The following is a 16,400-nucleotide window of genomic DNA, read 5'->3' on the forward strand; positions in this document are numbered from 1 at the left end:
TGCTCACACCGCCTCTGCCCGTCGGCCCAGCCACCAGTTCAGCAGGGTGAAGGACATGACGATCAGGAACAGCACCACGGAACCGGCTGCGGCCATGCCGTACTGCATCTGGGGCCCGAAGGCGTTGTCGTACACGTACTGCACCAGCAGGGTGGTGGCCCCCACCGGGCCGCCGCCGGTGAGGTTGTAGATGACGTCGAAGGCCTGGAAGCCGTGGATGGTGGACAGGATCAGCACCACCATCGTCGTCGGCGCCAGCAGCGGCAGGGTGATGGACCGGAACTGCTGCAGGTGGGAGGCGCCGTCCAGGCTCGCGGCCTCGTACAGGTTCGGGTCGATGGACTGCAGGCCCGCCAGCAGGATCATCGTGTAGAAGCCCACGTTGGTCCACAGGCTCACCGCGATCACGCTGATCATCGCCAGCGTCGGATCCACCAGCCAGGGAACCGCCGGAATGCCGATCGCTCTCAAGGCCTCGTTGACCAGACCCCCGTTGCGCTCCAGCAGCCATCGCCACACGATGCCCACCACCACCGGGCTCAGCAGCACCGGCAGGAAGAACACCGAGCGGAAGAAGGACTTCCCGAAGCCCTGAGCGTTCAGCAGCACCGCCAGCACCACCGCGATGCACACGCCCAGTCCCACGAAGGCGAGCACGAACACGATGGTGTTGAACAGCGCCTGGTAGAAGTCGGCGTCGGAGAAGATCCGCTCGAAGTTGCCGGTCCCGGCCCATTCGAAGGTGCGCCCGTTGCGCGAGGAGTACAACGAGATGTTGAAGCCGCTGAGCGCCGGCCAGATGGTGAACAGGCCGAAGATGACCATGTTCGGCAGCAGGAACAGGTAGGGCGCCGCCCTGAGGGACCACGGCACCCGGCGGCGCCGCGGCGTCCTGGCGGGTGCCGCGGCCGCAGTCATCCGGCCTGCTCCACGACGGAGTCGATGCCGGCCTTGAGATCCTCCATGGCCTGGGCCAGCTCCTTGTTGCCGGCCACCACCTCGGCGAACTGCTTGATGAACTCCTGGGCGGCGGCGTCGAAGTTGGGGGAGTAGGCGGCGGCGAATGTCTCCTCCGGCGTCTCGCCCAGATCGTCGATGAACACGTTCATCTCCTCGTTGCGCACCGGGTACTCGACCCCGGACTCGGTGAGGTCGGCCCGGGTGGGCATGAAGGAGGAGGCCGTGATGAACGACTCCTGCGACTGCGTGGTGTTCATGAACTGCAGGAAGGTGGCGGCCAGCTGGTTCTCCGGTCCCTCGGAGAAGCCCACCATGAACTTGCCGCCGGGGAAGCCGCCTCCGGAGCTCAGGGAGGGGTTCGGCACCGTCGTCCAGCCGAACTCGGCATTGGCCTCGAACTGGGCGACCTGCCAGTTGCCCGAGAGGTACACCGGCACCTGCTGGGCGAGGAACACCTCGTTGGCACCCGCGTACTTGGTGCCGGAGTCCAGCCAGAAGTCCTTGGGGGAGGAGCCGTCGTTGATCATGTCCACCAACGGCTGCAGCGCGGTGGTGGCCGCGGCCGGGTCCAGGGAGCTCTCCTCCTCCTGCACCAGGTACGTGCCGCCCTGGGAGAGGATCGTGGACAGGCGGTGGCCGGACTTGTCCATCGCGAAGGCGAACTCGGTGCCGGCCTTCTCCTGGACCTCCTTGGCGATGGTGACCATCTCCTCCCAGGTCCAAGACTCGGGGACCTCCACGCCGGCCTTCTCGAACAGGTCGGTGTTGACGAAGGGGCCGTTCTGGGTGAGGTCCGAGGCGATCGCCACGATCTTGCCGTCGGCATCGGTCATGCCCACGCGCCCTCGGAGAACTCCTCCAGGTACTCGGCGCCCAGGAAGTCGTCCAGCACCAGCAGGTCACCGGCGAAGGGGGCGGTGGCTGCCACCCGGGCGACGTCCGGGGCCTGCCCACCGGAGAGGCGGGCCTGCAGGGTGGTGGTGATGTCGCTGAAGGGAACGATCGCCAGCTCGACGGTGACGTCGTACTCCTTCTCGAACGCCGCGATCAGATCGCGGGTGGCCTGCTCGTCGGGCCCGTCGGTGAAGTACAGGTAGGAGAGCGTCTTGCCGGCCAGATCGGCCGGGTCCTGCTGCTCGACGGGGTCGCCCCCGCCCTCGTTCGTGGTGGAGCCGCCCGGATTGCACGCGGCCAGCGTGCCGGCAGCGAGAGCGGCGGTGCCGCCCAGGGCGAAACCACGACGGGACAGTCGGGAGGTGGTGGCAGGCGTGCGGGACATCGCGGTCCTCCTTGACAGCGTTGCGGGGCCCCCTGCGGTGTGCCCCGCAGGGGTGCGCCGTGATGCACGGCACAGGCCCATGGTGGGACCGAGGTCCCGGACCGCCACCCGATTGCCGTCGGTTGCCGAGAGTCGGGCCGAACCGTGATCGGTCCTTCACCGGCCGTCCACCTGAAGGGTCGCTGCGCAGCCGACGGGAGGGGCTGGGGGAGCCCCCGCCGTCGGCTCGCCCGGTCAGCCCTGTGCGCGGTGCTCGCGGGAGTAGCGGATCAGCGCGGCGGTCGAGGAATCCTCGGCCCCGATCGCCTCCTCGTCACCGGCCACCGCGGGGGCCAGGCCCTTGGCCAGCTGCTTGCCCAGCTCCACCCCCCACTGGTCAAAGGAGTTGATGCCCCACACCACGCCCTGCACGAAGGTGATGTGCTCGTACAGCGCGATCAGCTGGCCCAGCACCGAGGGGCTCAGCTTCGGCGCCATGATCGAGGTGGTGGGCCGGTCGCCGGAGAACTCGCGGGCCGCGACCAGTGCTCCCTCGGTGCCCTCGGCGCGTACCTCCTCGGCGGTCTTGCCGAAGGCCAGGGCCTTGGTCTGGGCGAAGAAGTTCGCCAGGAACAGCTCGTGGACGTCCTGCTCGCCGTCGGCCAGCGGGTGGTCCGGGGTGGCGAAGGCGATGAAGTCCGCCGGGATGAGCCGGGTGCCCTGGTGGAGCAGCTGGTAGAAGGCATGCTGCCCGTTAGTGCCGGGCTCGCCCCAGAACACCTCGCCGGTGTCGTAGGAGACCAGCGAGCCGTCCCAGCGCACCGACTTGCCGTTGGACTCCATCGTCAGCTGCTGCAGGTAGGCGGGGAAGCGGTGCAGGTACTGGGAGTACGGCAGCACCGCGTGGGTCTCGGCGCCCTGGAAGTTCACGTTCCACACGTTGAGCATGCCCATCAGCACGGGCACGTTGTCCTCGAGCGGGGCGGTGCGGAAGTGCTCGTCCACGGCGTGGAAGCCGGCCAGCAGCTCCTCGAAGGCGCCCGGTCCCAGCACGGTCGCCAGCACGGTGCCGATCGCGGAGTCCACGCTGTAGCGGCCGCCCACCCAGTTCCAGAAGCCGAAGGCGTTGGCGGGGTCGATGCCGAACTCCTCCACCTTGTCCAGGGCGGTGGAGACGGCCACGAAGTGGCGGCGCACCGCCTCCGCCTCGCGGCCCTCCTCCAGGCCCTGCGCACGCAGCCCGCCCAGCAGCCACTCCCGCACCAGTCGCGCGTTGGTGATGGTCTCCAGGGTGGTGAAGGTCTTGGAGGCCACGATCACCAGGGTGGTCTCGGGATCGAGGTCCGCGGTGGTGGCATGGGCGTCGGTGGGGTCGATGTTGGAGATGAAGCGAGCGGCAAGGCCCTCCTGGGCCAGCGGCTTCAGCGCCTCGTAGACCATCACCGGTCCCAGGTCACTGCCGCCGATGCCGATGTTGACCACGGTCTCGATGCGCTTGCCGGTCACACCGGTCCACTCCCCGGAGCGCACCTGGTCCGCGAACTCGTACACCCGGCGAAGGGTCTCGTGCACGTCGGCGTCCACCTCCTGGCCGTCCACCTCCAGGGCGGGCTCGGTGCCCTCGGGCCGGCGCAGCGCCGTGTGCAGCACGGCACGGTCCTCGGTGGTGTTGATGTGCGCGCCGGCGAACATCGCATCGCGGCGCTCCTCCAGGCCCACCTCGCGCGCCAGGTCCAGCAGCAGTGCGAGGGTCTCGGCGGTGATGAGGTTCTTGGACAGGTCCACGTGCAGATCGGCCGCGGTGCGGGTGAAGCGCTCTGCGCGCTGCGGATCGGCCTCGAACCACTCGCGCAGCGAGGCGGTGAGGGACTGGTCATGGGCCTCGAGGGCTTCCCAGGCCGCGGTGGTGGTGGGATCGACGGGGGCGTCGGTGGCGGAGGGCGCAGGGTTCGGTGTGGCAGTCATGGCCCCATTGTGGCGTGCAGGGCCCGAAGAGGTCGACGCAGCGGTGCTGAGCACCGGGCCGGCAGCGCGGCCCCCTGCGTGCAGGGGCAACCAAGAAACCTTCGCCGAGGACACCTGCCGACGGTAACAAGTTCATCACGAAGTGGTGCGGCGCACACTCGGTGGTCACCGGTACGACATTGTTCATCTCAGTTCTTCTGTACATCCAGCTCGTTGCCCTCGAAGGAGAAGCGATGAACATTCGCCGTCGCACCATCATCCAGTCCACGACTCTGGCGGGAACCGCCACCGTGGCGCTCGCCGCGTGCGGCGGAGATGACGGCGGGGGTGGGGTGCCGGGGGCGCCGGGGCTCGGACGGAGGCGGCTCAGCCGACGCGGTGGTCACGCTCAACAACACCGAGCCGCAGAACCCCCTAGTCACCACCAACTCGATCGAGATGGGCGGGATCAACATCCTGGTGAACCTCTACTCGGGGCTGTTCAGCTACGACGCCGAGGGTGCTGCTCAGGAGGAGATGGCGGAGTCCGTCGAGACGGAGGACAGCCAGCACTACACGATCACGATCAAGGACGGGTGGACCTTCACCAACGGCGACCCTGTCACCGCGCAGAGCTTCGTCGACGCCTGGAACCACGGTGCCAACGGCGCCAACGGTCAGGTCAATTCCTATTTCTTCGAGTCCATCGAGGGGTACGCGGACGTCTCCGCCGAGGACGCGGACCCTTCGGCGACGATGAGCGGTCTCACCGTGGTGGACGACCTCACCTTCGAGGTCACGCTGGTGTCCCCGCAGTCCGACTTCCCAATCCGGCTGGGTTACATCGCCTACTCGCCCCTGCCGCAGGCCTACTTCGATGATCCGGAGGGCTTCGGCCAGGCCCCCATCGGCAACGGGCCGTACCGCCTGGTGGAGTGGAACCAGAACCAGAACGCGCTGCTGGAGGTCAACCCCGACTACAGCGGCCCGCGCAAGCCGGCCAACGGGGGCCTCGACTTCGTGGTCTATCAGGACCCCGAGACGGCCTACAACGACATGCTCTCCGGCGGTCTGGATGTGATCGACACCATCCCGGCCAGCGCCCGCTCCTCGTACCAGGACGAGCTCGGGGACCGCGCCGTCAGCAAGCCCGCGGCCACGATCGCCTTCTTCGGGATCCACATGGAGGATCCCGACTTCACGGGGGAGGCAGGCATGCTGCGCCGCCAGGCGATCTCCCGCGCGATCGACCGTCAGACGATCTGCGACACGATCTTCCACGGCACCACCTCGCCCTCCACCGACTTCATCTCACCGGCGGTGGCCGGGCACTCCGAGTCCATCCCCGGCAACGAGGTGCTGCAGTACGACGAGGCCGAGGCCAAGCGCCTGTGGGAGGAGGCAGAGGCGATCCAGCCCTTCCAGGGACCGTTCACACTCTCCTACAACGCCGACGGCAGCCATCAGGAGTGGGTCGAGGCGATCTGCAACGGTCTGAAGAACGTGCTGGGAATCGAGGCCCAGGGCAACTCCTTCCCCGACTTCAAGTCGCTGCGCGAGGCGACCACCGGCCGCACCATCACGGGGGCGTTCCGCAGCAGCTGGGTCGCCGACTACCCCTCGATGTACAACTTCCTCGGCCCGCTGTACTCCAGCGCCGCGGCCGAGGGGCGGGGCTCGAACAACTGGGACTACATGAACCCCGAGTTCGACGAGATGCTGCAGGAGGGGCTCAGCGCGACCAGTGAGGAGGAGTCCCTGCGGATCGGCCAGCAGGCGCAGGAGCTGCTGCTGCGCGACCTGCCGGGGATCCCACTGTGGTTCAGCAGCGTGTCGGCGGGCTATGCGGATACGGTCGACAACGTCGAGTTCAACTGGGGCTCGCAGCCGATCTACTACCAGATCACCAAGCAGGCGTGAGCGCCGACAACGGGGCTGACGCCAGACGGAATGCACGCTCTGACCGGGGACGGAGGTCCCCGGCAGCCCAACCGCAACACAACCGTTACCGGAGATGGCGCGCTATCGTTCCGGACGGGTGCAGACTGTTGCAAACCCCGGGCGGCGCCAAGAAGCGCCGCCCGGAGCAGGAAACGGATGGGGCACTGACGCCCATCACGCACACCACTGAACCTCACAGGAGGCTTGCATGGCCATTTCGCGACGTTCGATGATCCTCGGCACCGCCGCGTCCGGCACCGCGGCCCTCACCCTCGCCGCGTGCGGCGGCGATGACGGCGGCAACGGTGGCGGCGGCAACGGCAGTGACAACGGGGGCGGCGGCGACACCGGCGCCATCGTCATGATCAACGGCACCGAGCCGCAGAACCCGCTGCACACCACCAACACCAACGAGGTGGGCGGCGGCAAGATCCTGCAGAACCTCTTCTCCGGCCTGGTGTACTACGACGCCGAGGGGACCCCGCAGAACGAGATGGCGGAGTCCATCGAGACCGACGACAGCCAGAACTACACCATCACGATCGCCGACGGCTGGACCTTCACCAACGGCGACCCGGTCACGGCGCAGAACTTCGTGGACGCCTGGAACTACGGCGCCAACGGTGCGAACGGCCAGTACTCCTCGTACTTCTTCGAGTCGATCGACGGCTACGCCGACATCTCCGGGAAGGACGCCGATGCCTCCGCCACCCTCAGCGGTCTCGAGGTGGTCGACGACCGCACCTTCACCGTGAAGCTCTCCTCGCCCCAGTCGGACTTCCCGACCCGCCTGGGCTACACCGCCTACTCGCCCCTGCCCCAGGCCTTCTTCGATGACCCCGAGGCCTTCGGCGAGGAGCCGATCGGCAACGGCCCGTACAAGCTGGTGGCCTGGAACCACAACCAGAACGCCGAGCTCGAGGTGAACCCGGACTACAACGGTCCGCGCAAGCCCGAGAACGGCGGCCTGGACTTCGTCTTCTACCAGGACCAGGAGACCGCCTACAACGACCTGCTCTCCGGCGGCCTCGACGTCATCGACGCGATCCCGCCCAGCGCCCTGTCGAGCTTCGAGAGCGAGCTGGGGGAGCGGGCGGTCAACCAGCCCGCGGCGGGCAACGCGACCATCACCATCCACGTGGACGACCCCAACTTCTCCGGGGAGGCCGGGACGCTGCGCCGCAAGGCCATCTCCCGCGCCATCAACCGCCCGGAGATCTGCGAGGCGATCTACGGCGGCACCCGCACCGCCGCCACCGACTTCACCACCCCCGTGGTCAACGGCTACTCGGATTCCATCCCCGGCAACGAGGTGCTCGAGTTCGACGAGGCCGAGGCGAAGAAGCTGTGGGACGAGGCCGAGGCCATCCAGCCCTTCGAGGGCTCCTTCAGCCTCTCCTACAACGCCGACGGCGGGCACCAGGAGTGGGTGGACGCGGTCTGCAACTCGATCCGCAACGTGCTGGGCATCGAGGCTGCCGGCAACTCCTACCCGGACTTCAAGTCCCTGCGCGACGACGTCACCGCCCGCACCATCGAGGGCGCGTTCCGCACCGGCTGGCAGGCCGACTACCCCTCGATGTACAACTTCCTGGGCCCGCTCTACACCTCGGCCGCGGCCGACGGCCAGGGCTCCAACGACGCCGACTACAAGAACCCCGAGTTCGACGAGGCGCTGCTGGCGGGCCTGTCCGCCACGGACGAGGAGGAGTCGTACACCCTCGGCCAGAAGGCGCAGGAGATCCTGTTCCAGGACCTCCCGTCGATCCCGCTGTGGTTCAACAACGTCGCCGGCGGCTACGCCGAGACGGTGGAGAACGTCGTCTTCGGCTGGGACTCCCAGCCGATCTACCATCAGATCACCAAGCAGGCCTGATCACGCACGGGCGGGGGCACGGGCGCGCGGCCGACGGCTGCGCCCTGGGTCCCCGCCCCGTGCCGTGCCCGTCCCGTCCCCTACCCCCTTGGGAAGTGCAGTATGACCTGGTACGTGCTTCGTCGCGTGCTGCAGATGATCCCGGTCTTCTTCGGCGCCACACTCCTCGTGTACTTCATGGTGTTCTTCATGCCCGGCGATCCGATCGCCGCTCTGGGAGGCGACAAGCCGCTCCCGGAGGCCGCGCAGGCCCGTCTGCGCGAGGAGTTCAACCTCGACAAGCCGTTCCTGGTGCAGTACTTCCTGTACCTGGCGAACATCTTCCAGGGTGACCTGGGATCCACCTTCCGCGGCCAGTCGATCAGCGGGCAGCTGGCCGACGCGTTCCCCATCACCATCCGCCTGGCGATCATCGCCATCGTCTTCGAGGCCGTGCTCGGCATCGCCGCCGGCGTGATCTCCGGCCTGCGCAAGGGCACCTGGATCGACACCACCTTCCTGATGCTCTCGCTGCTGGTGATCGCGGTTCCCACCTTCGTGCTGGGCTTCGTGGCGCAGTTCGTGCTGGGCGTCCAGCTGCGGGTGATGCCGGTCAACGTCGGCCGCGACCCCAGCTGGGAGAACCTCCTGGTTCCCGGGATGGTGCTGGGCGCGGTGTCCTTCGCCTACGTGCTGCGTCTGACCCGCACCCAGGTCGCGGAGGTCGCCGCTCAGGACCACGTGCGCACCGCCACCGCCAAGGGCCTCCCGCGCCACCGCGTGGTCTCCGCCCACGTGCTGCGCAACTCCCTGATCCCGGTGATCACGTACATCGGCATCGATCTGGGCATGCTGATGGGCGGCGCCATCGTCACCGAGTCCATCTTCAACATCCCCGGCATCGGCTTCCACCTGTGGGACGCCATCAGAGCCGGCGAGAACACGAAGGTCGTCACGATCGTGACCCTGCTGGTGACGGTGTTCGTCATCGCGAACCTGATCGTCGACATCCTGTACGCCCTTCTCGACCCGAGGATCCGCTATGTCTCGAAGTCCTGACACCCTCCCCGGGCAGCACCACTACGTCGCGCCCTCGAACGAGGTGCCGCTGCGCGCGGTCGACGCCGTCGACACCGAGGCCGAGCCTCGTTCGCTGTGGGGCGAGGCCTGGCACTCGCTCATCCGCAACCCCATCTTCATCATCGCCGGCATCATGATCGCGTTCATCCTGCTGGTGGCCCTGCTGCCCGGGCTGTTCACCGACAACGACCCGAAGTTCTGCGAGCTGCGCAACAGCTACGGCGGGCCGCAGGCCGGGCATCCGTTCGGCTTCGACCAGCAGGGCTGCGACGTGTACGCCCGGGTCATCCACGGTGCCCGGGCCTCCGTCAGCGTCGGAGTCCTCACCACCATCGGGGTGGTGCTGCTGGGCGGCGCCATCGGCGCGATCGCCGGCTACTTCGGCGGCTGGTTCGATTCGATCCTCTCCCGCGTCACCGACATCTTCTTCGCGATCCCGCTGGTGCTGGGCGCCATCGTGGTCATGCAGCTGTTCCGCGAGCACGCCGGGGTGGTGCTGCTGGTGTCGGTGATGGTGGTGTTCGGGTGGACCTCGATCGCGCGCATCGCCCGCTCGAGCGTGATGAGCGTGAAGAACGCCGAGTTCGTCACCGCCGCCACCGCTCTGGGCGCCGGCCGCACCACCAACCTGGTCAAGCACATCCTGCCCAATGCGGTCGCCCCGGTGATCGTGACCGCCACCGTGAACCTCGGGGTCTACATCGTGGTGGAGGCCACCCTGTCGTTCCTGGGTGTGGGCCTGCCCGACTCCACCGTCTCCTGGGGGGTGGACATCTCCAAGGCCCAGTCCGCCCTGCGCGACCGCCCCACGCTGCTGTTCTACCCGGCCGGTGCGCTGGCCATCACCGTGCTCAGCTTCATCATGATGGGTGATGCGGTGCGCGACGTCCTCGACCCGAAGGCGAAGAAGCGATGACACAGACCGGCAGGATCTCCTTCCGGGAGGACCCGAACCCCGAGCTCCGCGACGGCGAGCTCCGCGACGGCCAGGCCTCCAGCAGCGGACATGACCACGCATCGACCCCGCTGCTGGACATCCAGGACCTCGACGTCACCTTCACCACCTCCGCGGGACCCGTGCCCGCGGTGCGCGGTGCCAACCTCACCGTCTACCCGGGGCAGACGGTCGCCATCGTGGGCGAGTCGGGCTCGGGCAAGTCCACCACCGCCATGGCGATCTCCCAGCTGCTGCCGCGCAACGGCGCCATCACCGGGGGTCGGATCGAATTCCAGGGCACCGACATCGCCGCGGCCGACCGCAAGCAGATCCTCGCCCTGCGCGGCAGTGAGATCGGCCTGGTTCCCCAGGACCCGATGAGCAACCTCAACCCCCTGTGGCGGGTGGGATTCCAGATCAAGGAGGCCCTGGTCGCCAACGGCATCGCCAAGGGGAAGGAGGCGGACCGTCGCGTCGTCGAGCTGCTCGCCGAGGCAGGGCTGCCCGACCCCGAGCGCCGCGCCAACCAGTTCCCCCACGAGTTCTCCGGAGGCATGCGCCAGCGGGCGCTGATCGCCATGGGGCTCGCGGCGCGCCCCTCCCTGCTGATCGCCGACGAGCCCACCAGCGCGCTCGACGTCACCGTGCAGCGGCAGATCCTGGACCACCTGGACCACCTCACCGACAGCCTCGACGTGGCCGTGCTGCTGATCACCCACGACCTGGGCCTGGCCGCCGAGCGCGCCCAGCATCTGGTGGTGATGTACCGCGGTCACGTGGTGGAGTCCGGTCCCGCCCTGCAGCTGCTGCAGGACCCGCAGCACGCGTACACCCAGCGCCTGATCGCAGCGGCCCCGTCCCTGTCCAGCCGGCGCCTGGTCTCCCAGCGTGAGCGCGCCCGCACGCGCCAGGACGCCGAGAAGGCGGCCCGGGCCCGTGACCCCCTGCCTGGACGGCACGACGACGGCGACGACGTGATCGTGGCGGAGAACCTCACGCGCGTGTTCTCGATCCGCGGTCGCGCACCGTGGGAGAAGCCCACCCCGTTCACCGCGGTCGACGACGTCTCCTTCCGGCTGCGTCGCGGCACCACCACCGCGATCGTCGGCGAGTCCGGCTCCGGCAAGTCGACCGTCGCGCAGATGGTGCTGAAGCTCCTGGAGCCCACCTCCGGCCAGGTGCGGTTCGACGGGCGCGATCTGGCGCAGATGTCCTCCAAGGAGCTGTTCGAGCTGCGGCGCCGCGTCCAGCCCATCTTCCAGAACCCCTACGGCACCATCGATCCCACGTACTCGATCTTCCGCACCGTGGAGGAGCCGCTGCGCCTGCACGGCATCGGGACCCGGCGCGAACGGGTGGCCCGGGTGCGGGACCTGCTGGACAAGGTGGCGCTGCCCACCGGGGTGATGGACCGCTACCCCAATGAACTCTCCGGCGGTCAGCGGCAGCGTGTGGCCATCGCCCGCGCGCTGGCCCTGGAGCCGGAAGTGGTGGTGTGCGACGAGGCCGTGTCCGCCCTCGACGTGCTGGTGCAGGCCCAGGTGCTCGAACTGCTCAACGATCTGCAGAGCGAACTGGGGCTGTCCTACATCTTCATCACGCACGACCTCGCGGTGGTGCGCCAGATCGCCGATGACGTGCTGGTGATGGAGCAGGGCCGGGTCGTCGAGCACGCGCCCACCGAGCAGGTCTTCACCGACCCGCAGCAGGAGTACACCCGACGTCTGCTGGACGCCATTCCCGGCCGCAGCATCGAGCTGGCGGGATCGCGGATCCTCGGCGACCTCGAGGAGGCGCAAGCCCCCACCACCGACAGCATGGTCAGCGAGGACGAGCAGGAGCAGGCCGTCCGCGGCCCCATCGCGTCGGAGGGCGAGGACCCGTACACCACCGGCGGCGTGGTCTGACCCGGCGCATCGCCGACGTGTCCTCCACGACCATCGCGCGCCCCCGGGCCTGAGCACTTGTAGAATCGCCACGGCCCGGGGCGCGCCAGTTGCTGCGCCCCACCTTGCGACTCGAAACGAGCACTCACCCGTATGACACTTCGCCACCGCACCGACCTGCGCAACGTCGCGATCGTCGCCCACGTCGACCACGGCAAGACGACCCTGGTCGACGCCATGCTCACCCAGGGCGGCGCCTTCAGCGACCACGACAAGCACGACGAGCGGGCGATGGACTCCGGTGAGCTGGAGCGCGAGAAGGGCATCACGATCCTCGCCAAGAACACGGCGATCCGCTACACCGGCCCCTCGGCCGCGGAAGCCGGCGAGCCCGGCGGCATCACCATCAACGTGATCGACACCCCCGGCCACGCCGACTTCGGCGGCGAGGTGGAGCGCGGCCTGTCCATGGTGGACGGCGTGGTGCTGTTGGTGGACGCCTCCGAGGGCCCCCTGCCGCAGACCCGCTTCGTGCTGCGCAAGGCCCTGGCCGCCAAGCTCCCCGTGATCCTGGTGGTCAACAAGGTCGACCGGCCCGACGCCCGCATCGACGAGGTCGTGGGCGAGACCACCGACCTGCTGCTGGGTCTGGCCTCCGATGTCGCCGAGGAGGTCGAGGACCTCGACCTCGACTCGGTGCTGGACATGCCGGTGGTGTACGCCTCCGGCAAGGCCGGCCGGGCCTCGCTGACCAAGCCGGTCGACGGGACCCTCCCGGAGGAGACCACGGTGGAGGCGCTGTTCGCCACCATCCTGGAGTCGATCCCCGCTCCCACCTATGACGACGAGGTGCCGCTGCAGGCCCACGTCACCAACCTCGACGCCTCCCCGTTCCTGGGCCGCCTGGCCCTGCTGCGCATCAAGAGCGGTGAGCTGACCAAGGGCCAGCAGGTGGCGTGGTGCCAGTCCGATGGTGAGATCCGCACCGTCAAGGTCACCGAGCTGCTGGAGACCAAGGGACTCACCCGCGAGCCGATGACCCGCACTGCCCGCCCCGGCGACATCGTGGCCGTGGCAGGCATCCCGCAGATCATGATCGGCGAGACACTCGCCGATCCGAACGATCCCCGCCCCCTGCCGCTGATCGAGATCGACGAGCCGGCGATCTCCATGACGATCGGCATCAACACCTCCCCGCTCGCCGGCAAGAACGCCAAGGGCCACAAGCTCACCGCCCGTCAGGTGAAGGACCGCCTGGCCTCCGAGCTGGTGGGCAACGTGTCCCTGCGGGTGCTGCCCACCGATCGACCGGACGCCTGGGAGGTGCAGGGCCGCGGCGAGCTGGCCCTGGCGATCCTGGTGGAGCAGATGCGTCGCGAGGGCTTCGAGCTCACCGTGGGCAAGCCCACCGTGCTGACCCGCCAGATCGACGGTGTGGTCCAGGAGCCCGTGGAGCGGATGACCATCGACGTGCCCGAGGAGTACCTGGGCACCGTCACCCAGCTGATGGCCGCCCGCAAGGGCCGCATGGAGACCATGAGCAACCACGGCTCCGGCTGGGTGCGCATGGAGTTCACCGTCCCGTCCCGCGGCCTGATCGGCTTCCGCACCCTCTTCCTCACCGAGACCCGCGGCAACGGCATCGCCTCCTCCTACGCGGACGGCTTCGCCCCGTGGATGGGCACCATCGAGTTCCGCAGCACCGGCTCCCTGGTGGCCGACCGCGCCGGTGCCGTCACCCCGTACGCGATGATCAACCTGCAGGAGCGCGGCTCCTTCTTCGTGGAGCCCACCAGCGAGGTCTACGAGGGCCAGGTGGTGGGGGAGAACTCCCGCAGCGAGGACATGGACGTCAACATCACCAAGGAGAAGAAGCTGACGAACAGGCGCGCCGCCTCGGCGGACTCCTTCGAGAACCTGGTGCCGCCGCGCAGGCTCACCCTGGAGGAGTCCCTCGAGTTCGCCGCCGAGGACGAGTGCGTCGAGGTCACGCCGCAGATCGTGCGCATCCGCAAGGTGATCCTGGATGCGGGTGAGCGCGCCCGGGCCCGCTCCCGTGCCAAGACCGGCGCCTGAGGGACCGGACCGAGAGCGCCCCGTGACCCAGCAGCTCCCGCCGATCGACACCCAGTCCCTGGCCGCCCGCTTCTCCCAGGTGGCACTGGCGATCGTTCTCACGATCCTGTCGGTGGTGCTGCTGGTGACCACGCACCGGCTGCGGCTGGACATCGGTGGCCTCGAGCTGCCCGCCGGACTGCTGTTCGGCGCGGTGTTCCAGGTGACGGCCTGCGTGTTCCTCTACGCGGCCACCGGCTCGCGACTGCCGCTGGCGGTGGTGGGCTCGCTGTGGGGACTGCTGGCGATGCCCTTCCTGGGCCGTGGCGTGGGCGGCGGCGTGCTGTTCCCCGCCGCGATCGGCGACCAGATCCAGTACTCCGGCTGGATCGTGCAGGGGATCGGCGTACTGCTGCCGTTCGTGATGATCGGCGTCATCACCCTGGTGCGTCGTCGAGGGCGAGCGCCGCGGGCCTGACCCCTCAGCCCTCCGGCTGGGCGACGGGCTGTCGGCGCGGCGGGGGAGGGGGCACCTCCTTGGAGGCGACCATTAGGGTGCGGGGCACCGTGACGCGGCCACGCCTTGTCATCACGTCGACCGCCTTCTGATCGACCTCCAGGATCGTGCCCAGGGCGTCGGTCATCGACTCGCCGTGCGGCGAGGAGGTGCGGTCGATCGCGTAGCGCAGCACCACTCGGCGCCCGGGCTCCAGGAACGGGGCCCATCCCGGGCGGCGGCGGTGGCCGTCGTTCATCATCACGTATGCCTCCGACATCCTCTCGACTCGGTCGGTCCGTCCGTTTCCAGGCTGGCAGGTTACTGCCGGGAAGGGTGCGGTGACCACCGCCGGCGAGGGTCTGGGGATGTTCGGCCCGTCACGCCGCAGCCGCCGCGCCGGGCGCCGGTTCCCCTTACCGCGCCTCACAGTGCGATGATGGGACGGTCCCCGTCGGAAGGAACTGCACCATGACGTACGTCATCGCCCTGCCCTGTGTCGATGTGAAGGATCGGGCGTGCGTGGACGAGTGTCCGGTGGACTGCATCTACGAGGGCAATCGGATGCTGTACATCCAGCCCGACGAGTGCGTGGACTGCGGTGCCTGCGAGCCGGTGTGCCCGGTCGAGGCGATCTTCTACGAGGACGACGTCCCGGACCAGTGGGCCGAGTACTACGACGCCAACGTCGACTTCTTCGACGAGCTCGGCGCGCCCGGCGGCGCGGCGAAGATGGGTGTGATCGACAAGGACCACCCGCTGATCGAGGCGCTCCCGCCCCAGCCCAACCCGCTGGCCTGAGCCCGTGGGAGCAGCACCGCGCACCTCGCTCGCCTCCCGCCTGCCGGTATTCCCGTGGGACACCCTGGCCGAGGCCCGCGACCTGGCCGCCTCGCACGCGGACGGCATGGTCGACCTCTCCGTCGGCACGCCCGTGGATCCCACACCCGCCTCGGTGCAGCAGGCGCTCGCCGATGCGGCCGACTCCCACGGCTACCCCACCACCATCGGCACCCCCGCCCTGCGCGAGGGCATCGTCTCCTTCCTGCACCGGCACCGGGCTGCCCCGCCCTCCCTGGGCGCGGAGAACGTGCTTCCCACCATCGGCTCCAAGGAGCTGGTGGCGCACCTGCCCTTCCAGCTCGGCCTCGGCCCCGGGGATGCCGTCGCGTTCCCGCACGTGGCCTATCCCACCTACGACATCGGAGCCCGCCTGGTGGGCGCCCAGCCCCTGCCGGTGGACATGGTGCGCCTGGCCGCCGAGGGGGAGGCTGCCCTGCCCGATCCCTCGCTGGCCTCCCGGATCCGGCTGCTGTGGCTGAACTCGCCCTCGAACCCCACCGGCGCGGTGCTGGAGGCGGACCAGATCGCCGCGATCGTGCGCTGGGCCCGCGAGCGCGGCATCGTGGTCGCCTCCGACGAGTGCTACGCCCTGCTGCCGTGGACCGTCGACGAGGTGCCCTCGGTGCTGGACCCCCGCGTGAACGAGGGGAGCCTCAGCGGCCTGCTGTGCGTGTACTCGCTGTCCAAGCAGTCCAACCTGGCTGGCTACCGCGCTGCCTTCGTGGCCGGCGACCCGGCCCTGGTGGGGGAGCTGCTGGCGGTGCGCAAGCAAGCCGGAATGATGATCCCCGGCCCCATCCAGACCGCCATGGCCGCAGCCCTGGACGATGACGACGCGGTGGCGGCTCAGCGCGAGACCTACCGGGCGCGTCGCGCACTGCTCGCCGGCGCCCTGCGCGACGCCGGTGGTGAGATCCACGGATCGGACGCAGGCCTGTACCTGTGGACCACCTTCCGCGAGGACTGCGCCACGTCCGTGCGCGCACTGGCCGGTCTGGGGATCCTGGTGGCCCCGGGGATGTTCTATGGTGAAGCAGGCGGGACCTTCGTCCGCGTGGCACTGACGGCCACCGACGAGCGGATCGCCGCTGCCGCCCGGCGCCTGCAGCGCCACTGAACGATCCGACCACGCACAACGGAGAGCC

14 protein-coding genes are annotated in these 16,400 nt (G+C 69.0%); 9 read left to right on the top strand and 5 right to left on the bottom strand.

The features are described 5' to 3' along the window. Positions 1 to 3 precede the first annotated feature (3 nt). The 4 genes from IOE58_RS09420 to pgi form a co-directional block, all read right to left on the bottom strand. A complete protein-coding gene (locus IOE58_RS09420; RefSeq protein ID WP_228019509.1) occupies positions 4 to 918 on the bottom strand; it encodes a carbohydrate ABC transporter permease in 915 nt (304 codons plus the stop codon). After that, positions 915 to 1,793: an ABC transporter substrate-binding protein gene (locus IOE58_RS09425; protein WP_193866137.1), complete on the bottom strand. Its 879-nt coding sequence runs from the start codon at positions 1,791 to 1,793 to the stop codon at positions 915 to 917. Before IOE58_RS09425 ends, IOE58_RS09420 begins: the two co-directional genes overlap by 4 nt. Further along, complete coding sequence (locus tag IOE58_RS14525; RefSeq protein ID WP_193866138.1) at positions 1,790 to 2,239, bottom strand: extracellular solute-binding protein; 450 nt, start codon at positions 2,237 to 2,239, stop codon at positions 1,790 to 1,792. Before IOE58_RS14525 ends, IOE58_RS09425 begins: the two co-directional genes overlap by 4 nt. Positions 2,240 to 2,473: 234 nt before the next feature. Continuing rightward, the gene (pgi, locus tag IOE58_RS09435) at positions 2,474 to 4,183 is read right to left on the bottom strand and encodes a glucose-6-phosphate isomerase (RefSeq protein ID WP_193866139.1); all 1,710 of its coding nucleotides are present in this window, start codon (positions 4,181 to 4,183) and stop codon (positions 2,474 to 2,476) included. 378 nt (positions 4,184 to 4,561) lie between these two features. Between pgi and IOE58_RS09440 the strand changes: the two genes are divergently transcribed. The 7 genes from IOE58_RS09440 to IOE58_RS09470 all read left to right on the top strand — a co-directional run bounded on the left by IOE58_RS09440 (position 4,562) and on the right by IOE58_RS09470 (position 14,394). Continuing rightward, positions 4,562 to 6,082, top strand: a complete 1,521-nt coding sequence (locus IOE58_RS09440) for a peptide ABC transporter substrate-binding protein (RefSeq protein WP_348981939.1) — start codon at positions 4,562 to 4,564, stop codon at positions 6,080 to 6,082. A 229-nt stretch (positions 6,083 to 6,311) separates the two neighbouring features. After that, positions 6,312 to 7,979 carry a peptide ABC transporter substrate-binding protein gene (locus tag IOE58_RS09445; RefSeq protein WP_193866140.1) on the top strand — a complete coding sequence of 556 codons (1,668 nt, stop codon included), beginning with the start codon at positions 6,312 to 6,314 and terminating at the stop codon, positions 7,977 to 7,979. A gap of 102 nt (positions 7,980 to 8,081) precedes the next feature. Then, a complete protein-coding gene (locus IOE58_RS09450; protein WP_193866141.1) occupies positions 8,082 to 9,017 on the top strand; it encodes an ABC transporter permease in 936 nt (311 codons plus the stop codon). Continuing rightward, positions 9,001 to 9,954: an ABC transporter permease gene (locus IOE58_RS09455; RefSeq protein WP_193866142.1), complete on the top strand. Its 954-nt coding sequence runs from the start codon at positions 9,001 to 9,003 to the stop codon at positions 9,952 to 9,954. Before IOE58_RS09450 ends, IOE58_RS09455 begins: the two co-directional genes overlap by 17 nt. Continuing rightward, entirely contained in the window at positions 9,951 to 11,882 is a 1,932-nt protein-coding gene (locus tag IOE58_RS09460; protein WP_228019512.1) for a dipeptide ABC transporter ATP-binding protein, read from the top strand. Before IOE58_RS09455 ends, IOE58_RS09460 begins: the two co-directional genes overlap by 4 nt. A gap of 132 nt (positions 11,883 to 12,014) precedes the next feature. Next, positions 12,015 to 13,937 (top strand): translational GTPase TypA, encoded by a 1,923-nt coding sequence (gene typA / locus IOE58_RS09465; protein WP_193866143.1) that lies wholly within the window; start codon positions 12,015 to 12,017, stop codon positions 13,935 to 13,937. Between the two features lie 22 nt (positions 13,938 to 13,959). Continuing rightward, complete coding sequence (locus tag IOE58_RS09470) at positions 13,960 to 14,394, top strand: hypothetical protein (protein WP_259891559.1); 435 nt, start codon at positions 13,960 to 13,962, stop codon at positions 14,392 to 14,394. A gap of 4 nt (positions 14,395 to 14,398) precedes the next feature. Here the strand turns inward: IOE58_RS09470 and IOE58_RS09475 are convergent, their stop codons facing one another. After that, a complete protein-coding gene (locus tag IOE58_RS09475; RefSeq protein ID WP_228019523.1) occupies positions 14,399 to 14,692 on the bottom strand; it encodes a putative acetyltransferase in 294 nt (97 codons plus the stop codon). Between the two features lie 191 nt (positions 14,693 to 14,883). Between IOE58_RS09475 and fdxA the strand changes: the two genes are divergently transcribed. Then, positions 14,884 to 15,213 carry a ferredoxin gene (gene fdxA, locus IOE58_RS09480; protein ID WP_193866144.1) on the top strand — a complete coding sequence of 110 codons (330 nt, stop codon included), beginning with the start codon at positions 14,884 to 14,886 and terminating at the stop codon, positions 15,211 to 15,213. Positions 15,214 to 15,217: 4 nt separating this feature from the next. Beyond that, complete coding sequence (dapC, locus tag IOE58_RS09485) at positions 15,218 to 16,372, top strand: succinyldiaminopimelate transaminase (protein WP_193866145.1); 1,155 nt, start codon at positions 15,218 to 15,220, stop codon at positions 16,370 to 16,372. The last annotated feature ends 28 nt before the right edge of the window (positions 16,373 to 16,400 follow it).

The organism is Brachybacterium epidermidis, from assembly GCF_015209585.1.
Classification (GTDB): domain Bacteria; phylum Actinomycetota; class Actinomycetes; order Actinomycetales; family Dermabacteraceae; genus Brachybacterium; species Brachybacterium epidermidis.

What these genes read in the sequence shown, in the direction of transcription:
- IOE58_RS09460 (WP_228019512.1), top strand. Translation starts at nt 9,951, where the DNA reads ATGACACAGACCGGCAGGATCTCCTTCCGGGAGGACCCGAACCCCGAG.
- IOE58_RS09420 (WP_228019509.1), bottom strand. Translation starts at nt 918, where the DNA reads ATGACTGCGGCCGCGGCACCCGCCAGGACGCCGCGGCGCCGCCGGGTG.
- IOE58_RS09445 (WP_193866140.1), top strand. Translation starts at nt 6,312, where the DNA reads ATGGCCATTTCGCGACGTTCGATGATCCTCGGCACCGCCGCGTCCGGC.
- fdxA (WP_193866144.1), top strand. Translation starts at nt 14,884, where the DNA reads ATGACGTACGTCATCGCCCTGCCCTGTGTCGATGTGAAGGATCGGGCG.
- IOE58_RS14525 (WP_193866138.1), bottom strand. Translation starts at nt 2,239, where the DNA reads ATGTCCCGCACGCCTGCCACCACCTCCCGACTGTCCCGTCGTGGTTTC.
- IOE58_RS09475 (WP_228019523.1), bottom strand. Translation starts at nt 14,692, where the DNA reads ATGTCGGAGGCATACGTGATGATGAACGACGGCCACCGCCGCCGCCCG.
- IOE58_RS09450 (WP_193866141.1), top strand. Translation starts at nt 8,082, where the DNA reads ATGACCTGGTACGTGCTTCGTCGCGTGCTGCAGATGATCCCGGTCTTC.
- typA (WP_193866143.1), top strand. Translation starts at nt 12,015, where the DNA reads ATGACACTTCGCCACCGCACCGACCTGCGCAACGTCGCGATCGTCGCC.
- IOE58_RS09455 (WP_193866142.1), top strand. Translation starts at nt 9,001, where the DNA reads ATGTCTCGAAGTCCTGACACCCTCCCCGGGCAGCACCACTACGTCGCG.
- IOE58_RS09425 (WP_193866137.1), bottom strand. Translation starts at nt 1,793, where the DNA reads ATGACCGATGCCGACGGCAAGATCGTGGCGATCGCCTCGGACCTCACC.
- pgi (WP_193866139.1), bottom strand. Translation starts at nt 4,183, where the DNA reads ATGACTGCCACACCGAACCCTGCGCCCTCCGCCACCGACGCCCCCGTC.